17 protein-coding genes and 1 pseudogene are annotated in these 16,133 nt (G+C 62.0%); 10 read left to right on the top strand and 8 right to left on the bottom strand.

Annotated features, from left to right (window positions below):
- Window positions 1–54 precede the first annotated feature (54 nt).
- Window positions 55–567 carry a single-stranded DNA-binding protein gene (locus tag NKI22_RS16800; protein ID WP_023717797.1) on the bottom strand — a complete coding sequence of 171 codons (513 nt, stop codon included), beginning with the start codon at window positions 565–567 and terminating at the stop codon, window positions 55–57.
- A gap of 271 nt (window positions 568–838) precedes the next feature.
- Here NKI22_RS16800 and NKI22_RS16805 point away from each other — a divergent pair, with 271 nt between their 5' ends.
- The 9 genes and pseudogenes from NKI22_RS16805 (at window position 839) to NKI22_RS16845 (ending at window position 8,441) form a co-directional block, all read left to right on the top strand.
- A complete protein-coding gene (locus tag NKI22_RS16805; protein ID WP_084642510.1) occupies window positions 839–1,165 on the top strand; it encodes a cupin domain-containing protein in 327 nt (108 codons plus the stop codon).
- An 81-nt stretch (window positions 1,166–1,246) separates the two neighbouring features.
- The gene (locus NKI22_RS16810) at window positions 1,247–1,561 is read left to right on the top strand and encodes an ArsR/SmtB family transcription factor (RefSeq protein ID WP_023717799.1); all 315 of its coding nucleotides are present in this window, start codon (window positions 1,247–1,249) and stop codon (window positions 1,559–1,561) included.
- Window positions 1,558–2,082 carry an SRPBCC family protein gene (locus NKI22_RS16815; protein WP_023717800.1) on the top strand — a complete coding sequence of 175 codons (525 nt, stop codon included), beginning with the start codon at window positions 1,558–1,560 and terminating at the stop codon, window positions 2,080–2,082. Before NKI22_RS16810 ends, NKI22_RS16815 begins: the two co-directional genes overlap by 4 nt.
- A 26-nt stretch (window positions 2,083–2,108) precedes the next feature.
- On the top strand, window positions 2,109–2,714 hold the full coding sequence (locus tag NKI22_RS16820) for an ATP-dependent Clp protease proteolytic subunit (RefSeq protein WP_352642091.1): 606 nt from the start codon (window positions 2,109–2,111) through the stop codon (window positions 2,712–2,714).
- 99 nt (window positions 2,715–2,813) lie between these two features.
- Window positions 2,814–3,110, top strand: coding sequence for a hypothetical protein (locus NKI22_RS16825; protein WP_352642126.1), 297 nt, complete (start codon window positions 2,814–2,816; stop codon window positions 3,108–3,110).
- Window positions 3,111–3,807: 697 nt separating this feature from the next.
- Window positions 3,808–6,729 (top strand): excinuclease ABC subunit UvrA, encoded by a 2,922-nt coding sequence (gene uvrA / locus NKI22_RS16830; RefSeq protein WP_352958606.1) that lies wholly within the window; start codon window positions 3,808–3,810, stop codon window positions 6,727–6,729.
- A complete protein-coding gene (locus NKI22_RS16835; RefSeq protein WP_352494577.1) occupies window positions 6,729–7,139 on the top strand; it encodes a DUF302 domain-containing protein in 411 nt (136 codons plus the stop codon). Before uvrA ends, NKI22_RS16835 begins: the two co-directional genes overlap by 1 nt.
- A pseudogene (locus tag NKI22_RS16840) lies at window positions 7,136–7,605 on the top strand (GNAT family N-acetyltransferase). Before NKI22_RS16835 ends, NKI22_RS16840 begins: the two are co-directional and overlap by 4 nt.
- 29 nt (window positions 7,606–7,634) lie before the next feature.
- Window positions 7,635–8,441, top strand: a complete 807-nt coding sequence (locus NKI22_RS16845) for a DUF72 domain-containing protein (RefSeq protein WP_352494575.1) — start codon at window positions 7,635–7,637, stop codon at window positions 8,439–8,441.
- A 45-nt stretch (window positions 8,442–8,486) separates the two neighbouring features.
- Here the strand turns inward: NKI22_RS16845 and NKI22_RS16850 are convergent, their stop codons facing one another.
- From NKI22_RS16850 to urtA, 6 genes are all read right to left on the bottom strand, one after another.
- Window positions 8,487–8,687, bottom strand: a complete 201-nt coding sequence (locus NKI22_RS16850) for a hypothetical protein (RefSeq protein WP_023717807.1) — start codon at window positions 8,685–8,687, stop codon at window positions 8,487–8,489.
- A gap of 206 nt (window positions 8,688–8,893) precedes the next feature.
- Window positions 8,894–9,589 (bottom strand): urea ABC transporter ATP-binding subunit UrtE, encoded by a 696-nt coding sequence (gene urtE / locus NKI22_RS16855; protein WP_126041867.1) that lies wholly within the window; start codon window positions 9,587–9,589, stop codon window positions 8,894–8,896.
- Between the two features lie 70 nt (window positions 9,590–9,659).
- Complete coding sequence (gene urtD, locus NKI22_RS16860) at window positions 9,660–10,406, bottom strand: urea ABC transporter ATP-binding protein UrtD (RefSeq protein ID WP_023717809.1); 747 nt, start codon at window positions 10,404–10,406, stop codon at window positions 9,660–9,662.
- A gap of 7 nt (window positions 10,407–10,413) precedes the next feature.
- A complete protein-coding gene (gene urtC / locus NKI22_RS16865) occupies window positions 10,414–11,646 on the bottom strand; it encodes an urea ABC transporter permease subunit UrtC (protein ID WP_352494574.1) in 1,233 nt (410 codons plus the stop codon).
- Entirely contained in the window at window positions 11,643–13,259 is a 1,617-nt protein-coding gene (gene urtB, locus NKI22_RS16870; RefSeq protein WP_352958608.1) for an urea ABC transporter permease subunit UrtB, read from the bottom strand. The genes urtC and urtB overlap by 4 nt, the downstream gene beginning before the upstream one ends.
- Window positions 13,260–13,360: 101 nt before the next feature.
- Window positions 13,361–14,671 (bottom strand): urea ABC transporter substrate-binding protein, encoded by a 1,311-nt coding sequence (urtA, locus tag NKI22_RS16875; protein WP_352448748.1) that lies wholly within the window; start codon window positions 14,669–14,671, stop codon window positions 13,361–13,363.
- 301 nt (window positions 14,672–14,972) lie between these two features.
- On the opposite strand from urtA, the gene NKI22_RS16880 reads away from it, so the two are divergent.
- Window positions 14,973–15,368, top strand: coding sequence for a hypothetical protein (locus tag NKI22_RS16880; protein ID WP_352482241.1), 396 nt, complete (start codon window positions 14,973–14,975; stop codon window positions 15,366–15,368).
- Between the two features lie 51 nt (window positions 15,369–15,419).
- Here NKI22_RS16880 and NKI22_RS16885 read toward each other — a convergent pair whose 3' ends face one another.
- Window positions 15,420–16,130, bottom strand: a complete 711-nt coding sequence (locus NKI22_RS16885; protein ID WP_023717814.1) for a purine-nucleoside phosphorylase — start codon at window positions 16,128–16,130, stop codon at window positions 15,420–15,422.
- Window positions 16,131–16,133 lie beyond the last annotated feature (3 nt).

Below are 16,133 nucleotides of genomic sequence, written 5' to 3' on the forward strand. Positions count from 1 at the left end.
TTCGTGGCCAAGGTGCTGGCGCTTTTCGCCGCAAGGGCAGTCCGCCCCGAGAAATCAGAACGGGATTTCGTCGTCCAGTTCGCGCGACGAACCACCGCCGGTGCCCTTGTTGGCGCCACCGCGATTGAAACTTTCTCCCGGGCCGGACTGGCCGAAATCGGACCCGCGGCTGGCACCACCACCGGCATAGTTGCCGACCTGGCCGCCGCCCTCGCCCCGTGCATCGAGCATCTGCAGCTCGCCGCGGAATTTCTGCAGCACGATTTCGGTCGTATAGCGGTCATTGCCGGTCTGGTCCTGCCACTTGCGCGTCTGCAACTGGCCCTCGACGTAGACTTTCATGCCCTTCTTCAGATACTGCTCGGCCACCTTGGCGATCTGATCGTTGAAGATCACGACATTGTGCCACTCGGTCTTTTCCTTGCGCTCTCCGGACGTCTTGTCGCGCCAGCTTTCCGACGTCGCGATGCGGATGTTGACAACCGGGTCACCCGAATTCAGGCGGCGGATTTCAGGGTCCGCCCCGAGGTTGCCCACCAGAATGACCTTGTTGACGCTACCCGCCATGATACTTCTCCGCGCTCATCCGAAACCAGATTTCTGTCGCTGCACCTTACAGGCTATGGATAAGCCCTGCCTGCCGTCGCTGCCTTTTCCCACAACGTTTTTGTTCTCTTTTCGTTCTATAGTACAGGCCCTGCACTGTCAATAGTTGTCAGCAAGAAGTAGTGTCTTGGCGTCGAATTTCCACAGACCATGGGATCGAGGCGAACGCATGAAGACGGTTGCGCATGACGATCAGCCGCAAGAAGAATGGCGGGCGGGGGTAAAGACCCGAATGCATGTCTCGGCTCGCAACGGCGCAACTCAACTTTGCATATTCGAACAATGGGTCGAACCAGCGGTTGGCGCCCCGACACATTGGCACCCGGTCGAGGAAGTGCTTACCGTCATCGCTGGCAAGGCCGAGATGTGGATCGACGAAGAGCATGTCGTCTTGACTGCCGGACAGTCGCTTGTTGTTGCCGCGCGCAGGCGACATGGCTTCCGAAACGTCGGCTCCGAAATGCTTCATATCCATGCCGTGCTCGCGTCATCAGTTTTCGAGGCGACGTTCAACGGATCCCCTGACATGGTGAGACGCTGGCTTCCAGCGAGTTTGTAAAACCTCGCCCGTCTTAAAAAACACCGCCTGTCTTAAAAACACGGCTTGCCAAACCGATAAGTATCGACTTATGCTTTTGACATGATCGAAGCAGAGATTTTTCGGGCACTGGCCGATCCGACGCGTCGCGCCGTCTATGAGCGGCTCGCCGGCGGCGAGATGACGGTGTCGGAACTGCGCACTGGCATGCCGGTATCGCAGCCGGCGGTATCGCAACACCTCGCCGTGCTGCGCGGCGCCGGCCTCGTGGTCGAGCGCCGGGCCGGTCGCAACGCCTATTACCGCGCCGATCCGAAGGGGCTTGCGCCACTGCTCGGCTGGATCGAACGCTACCGCGCGTTCTGGCCAGAGCGCATCGAAAGGCTCAAGACGGTTTTGAAGGACATGGACCAATGACCAGCCGAGGCAAAGAACGCGCGGAAATGGCGGCAGACAAGATCGAGTTCGAGTGCGAGCTGCCGGAGCCGCCGGAAAAGGTGTGGCGGGCGCTGACGGTGCCGGACCTGCTCGCGGCCTGGATGATGCCGAACGACATTGAACCAAAGATCGGTAGCCGCTTTGCCTTTAAAGCGCCGGAGGCGCCGATCGAATGCGAAATCCTCGACGCCGATCCCGGACGGCTGCTGCGCTATTCCTGGCGGGAACGGCCGGCGCCCGGCGATACACAGGCGCCGCCCGGCAGCCCGGTGGACAGCCCAATGGACGACAGCCCGGTGGACAGCATCGTCACCTTTACGCTCGATCGCACCGTTTCCGGCGGCACGCATCTGCGCATCGTCCATGATGGTTTTGCTCGGGCAGCGATGCCGGAGATCGCGATGGCAGGCGCCGGCTGTCGGCTTTCGTTTGAAGCGCGCAATCCCAGGCACAAGCAGATCGCCGCCAACATCCCGCGCCTCTTCCTGCGCGCGGCCTGAACGACAATAGTCAACGGAGAGAAACGATGAGCGGCCTTGCCAATCTGGTGCCGATGGTGATCGAGCAGTCGAGCCGCGGCGAACGCGCCTTCGACATATTTTCGCGGCTGCTGCGCGAGCGCATCGTCTTCATCAACGGCCCGATCGACGACGGCACCTCGGCGCTGGTCTGCGCCCAGCTTCTGTCGCTGGAATCCGACAATCCCGACAAGGAGGTCTCGCTCTACATCAACTCGCCGGGCGGCGTGGTGACCAGCGGTTTCGCCATCTACGACACGATGCAGTACATCAGCTGCCCGGTCTCCACCGTTTGTATGGGCTTCGCCGCCTCGATGGCCTCGTTCCTCTTGATGGCGGGCACGCCGGGGCGGCGCATCGCATTGCCCAACGCCAGCATCGTGCTGCATCAGCCTCTCGGCGGTTTCCAGGGCCAGGCCTCCGACATCCAGCGCCATGCCGAGGGCATCCTTCGCACCAAGCGGCGCATGACCGATCTTTACGCCCAGCATTGCGGCCGCACCTACGAAGAAGTGGAACGCACGCTCGACCGCGACTTTTTCATGACCGCGCAGGAGGCCAAGGATTGGGGCCTCGTTGACTATGTTTTCGACACTCGCAAACAGGCCGCGTGAACGAGCGAAGGCGGCGGCCGGCACTGAGGCGACTGAGCGCCCAGCAATTTCAGGGCAGTCGGTCTGGTCTTGCCGCTATCGCGGCACTATAGTCCGGTGATGATCGCGAACCGTCCATCCAGCCTGTTATGCGTTGCCGTCGCGACCGTTGCCGGCACGAACATGCTGGTGGGCATGGCACTTGCCCAAGATAATTCGACGTCTTCGCAAAGGGGCGCCCTGCCCGGTGTGACCAGCGACTATCGCATCGCCGAGCCAGCGCTGCAGCCCGAGCCCGACGGGGCGGTTCCCAGCAGCGGCTACGGCACATTCAAGATCGGCGATACCGAAGTTCGGATTTCCGGTAGCATCACCATCGATGTCGCCACCGGCGGGATCAGGCCTCCCAGCCGCTAAGTTCGCCTGGTATGCACCGCAAATGTGCGCTTCAAACGAACAGCCCCGCCATTGCTTGTGCAACTGACGGGGCCTCTTGGATCTAAAATCCAAATTGCCGGGAGTGTACTGCCGGCTTTTTATTTCGGATGCTTCGCGGCATTCAGCCGACGATCCGACTAGCAGTCTCTGATTGTTGTGGGGAGCGGCAGGTCAACGTTGGCAGGTAGCGCTAAACGCCTGACCTGGCTACTTATACCTGCCGCGGCTCCAGCGACACGTGGAGCCTCAAGGAACTATCCGGTGGAGTCATGCCTCTGCTCTCCTTCTGTTCGTTGCGACTGTCGTCGTCGAAGCGCTCATCGCAAAACCCGCGGCGTCTCGCAGGCTAGCCCCAGGCCGCGAGGCCATCGAAAGACGGCCGGCTTCGTTGACGTTTGGAGTCTGCCCCCGTGACGCATGGACGTCAACCTTGAATAGCCGATTACCGAAAAATGTGATCGCGAGACGCATTGTGAAGCCGGCTGTACGGGCAGCTTTTGTCAGGAGCGTGTTCGGCCTTTGTTCTTTCCGCTTGCCCGTTCGCGCGAAAGGCGGTTAAACGCATTGGTCGAGAGTTGTGGCGTCTCTCGAAAAGGCGGCGAAATTACCTACATAGGGGGTGGTCGGGAAAACCCGCCCATCCCACGAATTCCAGATTCTGAGGCGGCGACCGGCGATGGCCGACCATAAATATCTCTCCATTCGCGGGGCACGCGAACACAATCTGAAGAATGTCGATCTCGACCTGCCGCGTGACAGCCTGATTGTCATGACCGGCCTGTCGGGGTCCGGCAAGTCGTCGCTTGCCTTCGACACCATCTATGCCGAAGGCCAGCGCCGCTATGTCGAGAGCCTTTCGGCCTACGCACGGCAATTCCTCGAGATGATGCAGAAGCCGGACGTCGACCAGATCGACGGCCTGTCGCCGGCCATCTCCATCGAGCAGAAGACCACCTCGAAGAACCCGCGCTCGACGGTCGGCACCGTCACCGAGATCTACGATTATATGCGGCTTTTGTTCGCCCGCGTCGGCATCCCCTATTCGCCGGCCACCGGCCTGCCGATCGAGAGCCAGACGGTTTCGCAGATGGTCGACCGGGTGCTTGCGGTCGAAGAGGGCACCCGGCTGTTCATCCTGGCACCGATGGTGCGCGGCCGCAAAGGCGAGTACCGCAAGGAACTGCTCGAGCTGCAGAAAAAGGGTTTTCAGCGCGTCAAGGTCGACGGCGTCTTCTACGAGATCGCCGACGTGCCGGCGCTGGACAAGAAGTACAAGCACGACATCGACGTCGTCGTCGACCGCATCGTCGTGCGCGGCGATCTGGCGACGCGGCTCGCCGATTCCATCGAGACCGCGCTGAAGCTGGCCGACGGGCTGGCGGTGGCGGAATTTGCCGACAAGCCGCTCGACGCCAGCCAGACCGGCGAGGATTCGGTCAACAAGTCGAAGAACGAGACGCATGAGCGCATGCTGTTCTCGGAAAAATTCGCCTGCCCGGTGTCCGGCTTCACCATTCCCGAGATCGAGCCCAGGCTGTTCTCGTTCAACAATCCGTTCGGCGCCTGCCCGACCTGTGACGGGCTCGGCAGCCAGCGCGCCATTGACGCCAGCCTGGTCGTGCCCGACGAGAATGTCTCGCTGCGTGCCGGCGCCGTCAGCCCGTGGGCGAAGTCGACCTCACCCTATTATGCGCAGACGCTGGAAGCGCTGGGCGTTGCCTATGGCTTCAAGCTCGGCGACAAGTTCAAGGATTTGAGCGAAGAGGCAAAGCAAGCCATCCTGCACGGCACTGGCGAGCGCGAAATCGCCTTCCAGTATGATGACGGGCTGCGCTCCTACAAGACGACCAAGACCTTCGAGGGCGTCATCCCCAATCTCGAGCGCCGCTGGAAGGAAACCGAATCCGCCTGGATGCGCGAGGAGATCGAGCGCTTCATGTCGGCCACGCCCTGCCCGGCCTGCCGCGGCTACCGGCTGAAGCCCGAGGCGCTCGCAGTCAAGATCGCCGGCAAGCACATTGGCGAGGTCACCGAGCTGTCGATCCGCAAGGCTGACCAGTGGTTCACCGATTTGCCTGCTTCGCTTAACGACAAGCAGAACGAGATCGCAGTGCGCGTGCTCAAGGAAATCCGCGAGCGGCTGCGCTTCCTCAACGATGTCGGTCTCGACTATCTGACGCTGTCGCGCAACTCCGGCACGCTGTCGGGCGGCGAGAGCCAGCGCATCCGCCTCGCTTCGCAGATCGGCTCCGGCCTGACCGGCGTGCTCTACGTGCTCGACGAGCCGTCGATCGGCCTGCATCAGCGCGACAATGCCCGCCTGCTCGACACGCTGAAGCATCTGCGCGACATCGGCAACACGGTCATCGTCGTCGAGCACGACGAGGATGCCATCCTGCATGCCGACTACGTCGTCGATATCGGCCCGGCCGCCGGCATCCATGGCGGTCACATCATCGCCCAGGGCACACCGCAGCAGATCATGGCGACTCCCGCCTCGATCACCGGCAAATATCTGTCGGGCGAGCTCGAAGTGGCGACGCCTGCGGTTCGGCGCGAGGCGAAAAAGAACCGCCGGCTGAAGGTCGTCGGCGCGCGCGGCAACAATCTGAAGAACGTCACCGCTGAAATCGCGCTCGGCACGTTTACCGCCGTCACCGGCGTGTCCGGCGGCGGCAAGTCGACCTTCCTGATCGAGACCTTGTTCAAGGCGGCGTCACGCCGCATCATGGGCTCGCGTGAGCATCCTGCCGATCACGACCGCATCGAAGGGCTGGAATTCCTCGACAAGGTCATCGATATCGACCAGTCGCCGATCGGGCGCACCCCGCGCTCCAACCCTGCAACCTATACCGGCGCCTTCACGCCGATCCGCGACTGGTTCGCCGGCTTGCCGGAGGCCAAGGCGCGCGGCTACCAGCCGGGCCGTTTCTCGTTCAACGTCAAGGGCGGCCGCTGCGAGGCCTGCCAGGGCGACGGCGTCATCAAGATCGAGATGCATTTTCTGCCCGACGTCTATGTCACCTGTGATGTCTGCCACGGCAAGCGCTACAACCGCGAGACGCTCGACGTGCTGTTCAAGGGCAAGTCCATCGCCGACGTGCTCGACATGACGGTCGAGGAAGGCGTCGATTTCTTCGCCGCCGTGCCCGGCGTGCGCGACAAGCTGGAGACGCTGAAACGGGTCGGCCTCGGCTACATCCATGTTGGCCAGCAGGCGACGACTTTATCGGGCGGCGAAGCGCAGCGCATCAAGCTCGCCAAGGAACTGTCGCGCAAGGCAACCGGCAAAACGCTCTACATCCTCGACGAACCGACCACCGGCCTGCATTTCCACGATGTCGCCAAGCTGCTTGAAGTGCTGCACGAGCTGGTCGACCAGGGCAACACGGTCGTCGTCATCGAGCACAATCTAGAGGTGATTAAGACCGCTGACTGGGTTCTCGATCTTGGCCCCGAAGGTGGTGACGGCGGCGGCGAGCTGGTGGCGTCCGGCACGCCGGAGGACATCGTTCGCGAAAAGCGCAGCTATACCGGGCAGTTCCTGAGGGAATTGCTGGAGCGGCGCCCCGGAGGCAAGCGCGAAGCGGCGGAGTGATGGCAAAGAACGGTCTCATCACGGTCCAAAGCAGCTTCGGCGTGGCCGAAACCATCGATCGCCTGGTCGAGACTGTGGAACGTGCAGGATTGCTGGTCTTCGCCCGCATTGACCACGCCGCCGGTGCGCGCAATGTCGAAACATCACTGCGTCCAACCCAGCTCCTGATTTTCGGCAATCCCAAAGGCGGTACGCCACTGATGCAGGACCGGCAGCTTGCCGGCATCGATCTGCCGGTCAAGGCGCTGGCTTGGGAGGACGAGCAAGGCACGGTCTGGCTCTCCTACAATGACGCACACTGGCTGGCGGAACGCCACGGCTTGGGCGACGCTAGTCGCAATGCCGTCGCTGCGATCGCCGCCGGCATGGACAAGGTGATTGCGGCCGCTGCCGGCGCGGGCCAGTTTTGATCATGAGAGCCGCTCGGGCCGATGATCTCCCTACGGTGATCTCGCTCACCACCGACGCCTACGCGCCCTACACTGCCCGTTCGGAGCGCCGCCGATCCCCGTCACCGAGGACTATGCGCCGCGCATAGAACGCGGCGAGGTCTGGCTTTCGGAGCAGTACGGACAGCCGGCCGGCCTGATCGTTCTCGAACGGCACGATGACCACACAGTGATCTTCAGCGTCGCCGTTGCGCCCGCCTTTCAAGGCAAGGGTTTCGGCATAGCGCTGCTCGACTGGGCCGAGCAACAGACGCGCCTGTGGAGCTTGCCTGAAATCCGACTCTACACCAATTCCAGAATGGAACGGAACGTTTCGTTGTATAAGGCCTACGGCTTTCGCGAAACGGGTCGCCGGCCCAATCCATATCGGCCAGGATGGACGGTCGTCGACATGGCGAAAGCCGTCGAGACGACCGCCATCGCGTGATCCTTTTTCTGCAAACCGGGAGGACTACCATGACTCAATCAGGAACAATCCGCGCTGGCATGGGCGGCTGGACCTTCGAGCCCTGGGACACGTCCTTCTACCCGGACAAATTGTCGAAGGCCAAGCAGCTGAATTACGCCAGCCGGCAGGTGCCGACCATCGAGGTCAACGGCACCTATTATTCGAGCTTCAAGGAGCCGACCTTCGTCAAATGGGCCAACGAGGCGCCGGATGGTTTCGTCTATTCGCTGAAGGGCAACCGCTTCGTCACCAACCGCCGCGTGCTCGGCGAGGCCGGCGAATCGGTGATGCGCTTCCTCGGGTCGGGCGTCGCGGCACTTGGCGACAAGCTTGGGCCGATCCTGTGGCAGTTCGCGCCGACCAAGCGGTTCGACCCGGACGACTTCGAGGCGTTCCTCAAGCTATTGCCGGAGAAGCAGGACGGCGTTGCGCTGCGCCACGCGGTCGAGGTGCGCAATGACAGCTTCGTCGTGCCCGAGTTCGCCGCCTTGGCACGCAAGCACAAGGTCGCGATCGTTTTTGCTGATCATGCTAAATATCCAGCGATTGCCGACGTCACCGGCGATTTCATCTATGCGCGGCTGCAGACCGGCAGCGACGACAATCCCGATTGCTATACGCCCAAGGCGCTCGACGAATGGGCGGCCCGCGCCAAGACTTGGGCGCAGGGCAAGGTACCGGCCGAGCTGCCGCGCGCCGATCCTTCGACCGACGCGCCGGTCAAGCCACGCGACGTGTTCGTCTACTTCATCACCGAGGGCAAGGTCCGCGCTCCATTCGGCGCCATCGCGCTGATGAAGCGGGTCGCAGGCTGACGCCCCGCTGTCGGCGGTCCGGCTGGCCGGCTCCTAGATTACCGCCTATGCGGCGCGCTCGTCCGGACGCCGATCAACCCTGACGATCTCGTTGAAAGCATCGAGATCGACATAGAAGACCTTGGTGATCTCCGCGATAAGTTCGTCGTGTTCATATCCCTGCGATTTCAGAATGTTGATGGCGGTTATGATGTCGACACGCTCCGTGAGCCGTCGTTTCTGGTAGTCCTCGACATAGCGCTCCATCATCTGGCCCTGGCTCCCAAGCACCCGAAATGTTGGACGACAACAGATCGCTGGAGGGAGCGGCTTGCGCGCAAGCGGCCCGCGCCTTCCCCTGATCTGCCAATTTGGAACTGGTACGGAAAGCGGCCGACTCACCAAGGCCAAGCAAAATCTAGCACGCAATCTTCGGCGCGCCAGAGTTGCAAAGTAATAGAATCAATAAGAATTCAGACGGTCAGGAATTTCCGCACGTCCGCCCGGTCGAGATCCTCGGCGGGGCCGGTATGGACGATCTGGCCGCGGTCCATGATATTGACCTCGTCGGCCAATTCCCGGCAGAAATCGAGATATTGTTCGACCAAAAGCACGGCAATGCCGGCTTGGTCGCGCAGATAGCGGATGGCGCGGCCGATATCCTTGATGATCGACGGCTGGATGCCTTCGGTCGGCTCGTCGAGCACCAGCAGTTTCGGCCGCATTACCAGTGCCCTGCCGATGGCAAGCTGCTGCTGCTGGCCGCCGGACAGATCGCCGCCGCGGCGCGCGAGCATCTGCTTCAGCACCGGAAACAGCTCGAAGACGTGACCGGGAATGTTGCGGTCGGCGCGCTTCAGCGGCGCGAATCCCGATTCGAGGTTTTCCCGCACCGTAAGCAGTGGAAAGATCTCCCTGCCCTGCGGCACGAATGCGATGCCCGACCGGGCGCGATCATACGCCGCGCTCCGGTCGAGCGCCTTCCCCTCGAAGGCAACACTTCCGCTCGTCAGCCGGTGATGGCCGACGATCGATCTCATCAAACTGGTTTTGCCGACGCCGTTGCGGCCGAGCACACAGGTGATCTTGCCGGCGCCGGCCTTTAGCGAGACGCCGCGCAGCGCCTGGGCGGCGCCGTAATGCAGCGTGGCATTGGAGACTTCGAGCATGGTCAGCGCTTTCTCCAACGCCTGAAAAACGAAAGGTCGAAATGATGGAACGGAACGCGCCAGACCATGCTCATCTCCCCAGGTAGACTTCGACGACGCGCTCGTCGGCCGAAACGAAGTCGAGCGAGCCCTCGGAAAGTACCGAGCCTTCGTGCAGGCAGGTAACCTTGACGCCGAGCTCGCGCACGAAATGCATGTCGTGCTCGACGACGATGACCGAATGGTCGCGCGCGATGTCTCTAAGCAGCCGCGCGGTTTCCTCAGTCTCGGCGTCTGTCATGCCGGCAACCGGTTCGTCGACCAGCAGCAGCTTCGGATCCTGCGCCAAAAGCATGCCGATCTCGAGCCATTGTTTTTGGCCATGGCTCAAATTGGCGGCGAGTTCGTCGCGCTTGTCGCCAAGCCGGATGATGCCGAGAATGTCGTCGATCTGCCGCGCTTCCGCGGCCGAGCGACGATGGAACAGTGCCGGGAAGATCGAGCGCGGGCCTTTCAGCGCCAGCATCAGATTGTCCTCGATCGTGTGGCTTTCGAAGACGGTCGGCTTCTGGAATTTACGGCCGATGCCCATCATGGCGATTTCGGCCTCGTCGTGTTTAGTCAGGTCGACCTCGCCGTCGAAGAAGACCTCGCCCGCGTCGGGCCGCGTCTTGCCGGTGACGATGTCCATCATCGTCGTCTTGCCGGCGCCGTTGGGGCCGATGATCGCCCGCATCTCGCCCTTGTCGAGCACCAGCGACAGGTTGTTGATGGCGCGAAAACCATCGAAGGAAACCGACACGCCGTCGAGATAGAGGATGGTGTTGCTCTTCGACATCAGGCCATCACTCCGCCGGCTGCGGTTCGGCACCGGAGGCCGACCAGTCGCCCGGCCTTCTCGCCGCCGAGCGATCGGTTTTGGGCGGCACCGGCGTGTCAGGATCGGTGCCGGCTTCCTCGGCAATCGAGGCTGCCCGCAGCGCCTTGGCATTGCCGCGCCAGGAATCCCACATGCCGATGATGCCCTTGGGCAGGAACAGCGTGACGGCGACAAACAGGCCGCCCAGCGCAAACAGCCAGAACTCCGGCAGCACGCCGGTGAACCAGGATTTACCGGCATTGACCAGAAGCGCGCCAATGATCGGTCCGACGATGGTGCCGCGCCCGCCGACGGCCGCCCACACCACCACCTCGATCGAATTGGACGGCTCGAACTCGCCAGGGTTGATGATGCCGACTTGCGGCACGTAAAGCGCACCGGCGATGCCGGCCATCACCGCCGACACGGTGAAGGCGAACAGTTTGACGTTCTCCGCCCGCCAGCCGAGAAAGCGCGTGCGGCTTTCGGCGTCGCGCACCGCCATCAAAAGCTTGCCGTATTTGGAACCGACGATTGCCCAGGTGACGAAGACGGCAAACGCGAGCATGACGGCGCTGGCCGCGAACAGCGCCGAGCGTGTCATGTCGGCCTGCACGTTGAAGCCTAGAATGTCCTTGAAATCGGTCAGGCCGTTATTGCCGCCGAAACCCATGTCGTTGCGGAAAAAGGCAAGCAGCAGCGCATAGGTCATCGCCTGGGTGATGATCGACAGATAGACGCCGGTGACGCGGCTGCGGAAGGCAAACCAGCCGAAGACGAAGGCGAGCAGGCCGGGCACCGCAAGCACCATGACCGCCGCGAACCAGAAATGGTCGAAGCCATACCAGAACCACGGCAATTCCTTGTAGTTCAGGAACACCATGAAGTCGGGCAGCAGCGGATTGCCGTAGACGCCTCGCGAGCCGATCTGGCGCATCAGGTACATGCCCATCGCATAGCCGCCGAGCGCGAAGAAGGCGCCGTGGCCGAGTGAGAGGATGCCGCAATAGCCCCAGACGAGATCGAGCGCCAAGGCGAGCAGTGCGTAGCAGAGATATTTGCCGGTGAGCGCCACGATATAAGACGGCACGTAGAAGGAACTTGTCGGCGAGACCGCAAGGTTGAGCAGCGGCACGACGATGGCGGCCGCCAGCAGGACGAAGATGGTGATGGCGACGCGACGATCGGCGCCGGCGGCAAAGAAACGTCCCGTGATCATGCTTCCACCGACCTGCCCTTGAGCGCAAACAAGCCGCGCGGGCGTTTCTGGATGAACAGGATGATCAGCACCAGGACGACGATCTTGCCGAGCACCGCTCCGGCATAAGGTTCGAGGAACTTGTTGACGATGCCGAGCGAGAAGGCGCCGACCAGCGTGCCCCAGAGATTGCCGACACCGCCGAAGACGACGACCATGAAGCTATCGATGATGTAGCCACGACCGAGATTGGGCGAGACGTTGTCGATCTGGCTGAGCGCGACACCGGCTATGCCGGCAATGCCGGAGCCGAGTGCAAACGTCAGGGCGTCGACCCACGGCGTCCTGATGCCCATCGAGGCGGCCATGCGGCGGTTGGCGGTGACTGCACGCATCTGCAGCCCCCAAGGCGTGCGCTTCATCACGTAGAGCAGCACCGCGAACACGCCAAGCGCGAATACCAGGATCCAGAGCCGGTTCCATGTCACGGCAAGCTGGCCGATATTGAACGAGCCGGACATCCATGACGGGTTGCCTACCTCCTGGTTGGTCGGCCCAAAGATGGTGCGTACGGCCTGCTGCAGGATCAGCGACACACCCCATGTCGCCAGCAGCGTCTCCAGCGGCCGGCCGTAGAGGAAGCGGATCAGCCCGCGCTCGATGACAAGGCCGACGAGCGCCGCCACTAGGAAGGCCAGCGGCAAGGCGATGACCAGCGACCAGTCGAACAGACCGGGAAAGGAATTCCGGATCACCTCCTGCACGACGAAGGTCGTGTAGGCACCGAGCATGACCATCTCGCCATGCGCCATGTTGATGACGCCCATGACGCCGAAGGTGATGGCCAGGCCAATCGCCGCCAGCAGCAGCACCGATCCGAGCGATATGCCGTACCAGATATTCTGGCCGGCATCCCACAGCGCCAGCGTCGAATTGATATTGGCGATCGCAGCCGTCGCCGCGTCCTTCACCGCACCTTCGGAATTGGCCTCTACCGACGTGAGCAGCGACACCGCATCGCGGTCGCCGCGCGCGCCGATGAGAGCGATAGCCGCCAGTTTGTCGGCCTCCGGCCTGTCGGAAACGAGAACCGACGCGGCGCGGGCATGTTCGAGCAGCGCCTTGACGCTTGCCACGCTCTCATTGGCGATGGCGGTGTCGAGCGGCTCGATGTTTGCCGCGTCCGGCGTCTTGAACATGGTGTCGGCGGCGGCAATGCGCACGGCCGGGTTCTTGGAGCCAAGCGTCAGTGTGCCCAGCGCGTCGCGGATGACGCGGCGCAGCGTGTTGTTGACTTTGATCTTGGTGATGTCGGCCTTGGCAGCTTCGCCCGATTTTTCGCCGGTGAGCGCATCGAGCAGCTCAATACCGTCGCCGCTCTCCTTGCCGACAAAGACCAGTGAATCGGCCTTGCGGACGTAAAGGCTGCCCTCCGCAAGCGCGGCAAGCGGCCGTTCGACGGCCGGATCGCCGGAAGCCGCAAGCTCGCGCACGACGGCTTCGATCGCCGGAAAATTGGCGGCAGTGGCGAATTTGGCGATGACGGCGCGCAGATCTGCTTCGCTGGCGTTCGACGGCAGCAGCGCCCCCAGGAGGAGCAGCAGCATCAGGCCAATCGCGCGGATCAGGATCATCGGTTTCTGGTGGCTCTTGGAGGTTGAATGTCGCCTCCGGGCAGGCTGGAGAAAGGAGCCCGCCCGGAGGCTTTGCGGTCTGGGAGGACAGACCGGGAGGATTAGTTGGTTCCCTTGCCGCCGCATTTGCCGGTGGCAACGTTGAAGTTGCCGCAGGATAGAGGCGCGCGCCAATCGGAGATCAGGTCCTTGGAGTCGGGCAGGTAGTCGGACCATTCGTCGCCCATCACCAGGCCCGGCGTCTGCGAGACGGTTTCGAACTGGCCGTCGGCCTGGATTTCGCCGATCAGCACCGGCTTGGTGATATGATGGTTCGGCATCATGGTCGAATAACCGCCGGTCAGGTTCGGCACCGAGACGCCGACCATGGCGTCGATGACCTTGTCCGGATCGGTGGTACCGGCCTTCTCTACCGCCTTCACCCACATGTTGAAGCCGATATAGTGGGCTTCCATTGGGTCGTTGGTGGTGCGCTTGTCGTTCTTGATGAATTTGTGCCAATCGGCGATGAACTTCGCGTTCTCGGGCGTGTCGACGCTCTCGAAATAATTCCAGGCGGCGAGATGGCCGACGAGCGGCGCGGTGTCGAGACCGGCAAGCTCTTCCTCACCAACCGAGAAGGCCATGACCGGAATATCCTCGGCCTTGATGCCCTGATTGCCGAGTTCCTTGTAGAACGGCACGTTGGCGTCGCCGTTGACGGTCGAGACGACAGCGGTCTTCTTGCCGGCCGAGCCGAACTTCTTGATTGCCGAGACTTCGGTCTGCCAGTCGGAGAAGCCGAACGGCGTATAGTTGACCATGATGTCTTCGGCAGCAACGCCCTTCGCCTTCAGATAGGCTTCAAGAATTTTGTTGGTGGTGCGCGGATAGACATAGTCGGTGCCTTCGAGCACCCAGCGCTTCACCGAACCGCCATCCTCGCTCATCAGATAGTCGACCGCGGGAATGGCTTGCTGGTTCGGCGCCGCACCGGTGTAGAACACGTTGCGCTCGCTCTCCTCGCCCTCATATTGAACCGGGTAGAACAGGATGTTGTCGAGTTCGCTGAACACCGGCAGCACCGATTTGCGCGACACCGAGGTCCAGCAGCCGAACACCGCCGCGACCTTGTCCTTCGAGATCAGCTCGCGCGCTTTTTCTGCGAACAGCGGCCAGTTGGAAGCCGGATCGACGACCACCGCCTCGAGCTTCTTGCCGAGCAGGCCACCCTTGGCATTCTGCTCTTCGATGAGCATCAGCATGGCGTCCTTTAGCGTCGTCTCCGAGATCGCCATGGTTCCCGACAGCGAATGGAGGATGCCGACCTTGATGGTGTCGTCGGCCGCCTTGGCGGGAATGCTCATCAGCAGGCCGGCGGTGACCACGCCGGCCGAAAACATTTTTGTTATTGTCGAGAAACTGCCCCTCATACTTTTAAACTCCCAAGCTGGTTAACTGCATCGGAACAGACCATGCAACGGCTGTGCCAATTACCGGAGCAAGATCGGAAGATCTGAGATTTCCCAGCTCTGTCAGTCGGTTAATGTATTAGGCGCAGGAGATGAACCTCGCCTGCCAGGTTCGAACTGAGAAAAGATCACCCGTATCAGCCTAAGTTTTACTCATGTACGGGCCAATGCCCGAATTTTGAGCAGCATCACAAGAGCACTGGCGAGGATTGCAGCGCCGCAGCGAAATGGGGCAAGTTCGAACCCTTAAACGAGCGACGCCATGGCCTTCCGAACGTCTTGCATTTTCATCACCATGCTTCTGCTGGCGACGACGACTGTAGCGCGCGCCGGCTTCAGCGACGGCAAGCTGCCGGACGGCCCCTATCATTGCGAAGTCTATCTGCTTGGCATGTTCCTCAGCCTCGGCGACATCACCATCAAGGGAAACGTCTATAGCGGTCCGGTGAGCTTCGGCACCGCGCGGCAGAGTTATAACTACCAGATGGATGCAGACGGGGTGATCACTTGGCTGGGTCCGCTGGGCGGCTACACCAGCGGCGGCAACTCGATCTCGCTTACGCAAGCGACGCTGGAAAGCGGAACCACCCCCTCCTTCGACATCATCATGAAGCAGCCGGACGGTGCCTTTACCGCCTCGACCTGCACCAAACGTTGAAAAAAATATGCGCAACCTCGTGAGAATTAGCACCGGAAGGCAGAGAGCCGCCTAGCTCTCCGCCGCCACGTCGAGCGCCAGCCGGGTCATATTGGTGAAAAGCCCCTGGCGTTCTGCATAGTCGGTCTGCTCGCCGGTTGCCACATTGTCGACGACGGTCAGGATCGACAGTGCCCGGGCACCAAAATCGGCCGCGATGCGGTAGAGCGCGCTGGTTTCCATGTCCACGGCGAGCGCGCCCTGTGCCTGCGCTTCGGCAAAGCGCTCACGCCCCTGCGGATGATAAAAAATATCGCTGCAGATGGTCAGGCCGGCCCGCTGGTCGATGCCGAGTTCGGCGGCCCGGGTCAACGCCTGGGCCAACAATGCCGGATCGGGGCTGGCGTTGGCACGATAGAGCCCGAAACTCTGAACGCTTTCTGAGCTTTCACCGCGCACCGATTGCGCGATCACCAGACTGCGCAGCGCCAGCTCGGCGGTCAGCCCGCCGCAGGTGCCGGTGCGGATCAGTGTTTTCGCACCATAGAAATCCAGCAGCTCGTGCACGTAGACCAGGAATGACGGGACGCCGATGCCGGTGGACTGGATGCTGATAGGCTTGCCGCGAAACAGGCCGGTAAAACCAAGCGCGCCGCGGCGGCGGTTGACGCAGCGCGGCGCCTCCAGAAAAGTCTGCGCCATCCATTCTGCGCGCTGCGGATCGCCCGGCAGCAGCACCGTGCTTGCGTAGTCGCCCTTGCTGGCCTCGTTGTGTGGCGTCACGGC

Source organism: Mesorhizobium sp. M0778 (assembly GCF_040320105.1).
GTDB lineage: Bacteria > Pseudomonadota > Alphaproteobacteria > Rhizobiales > Rhizobiaceae > Mesorhizobium.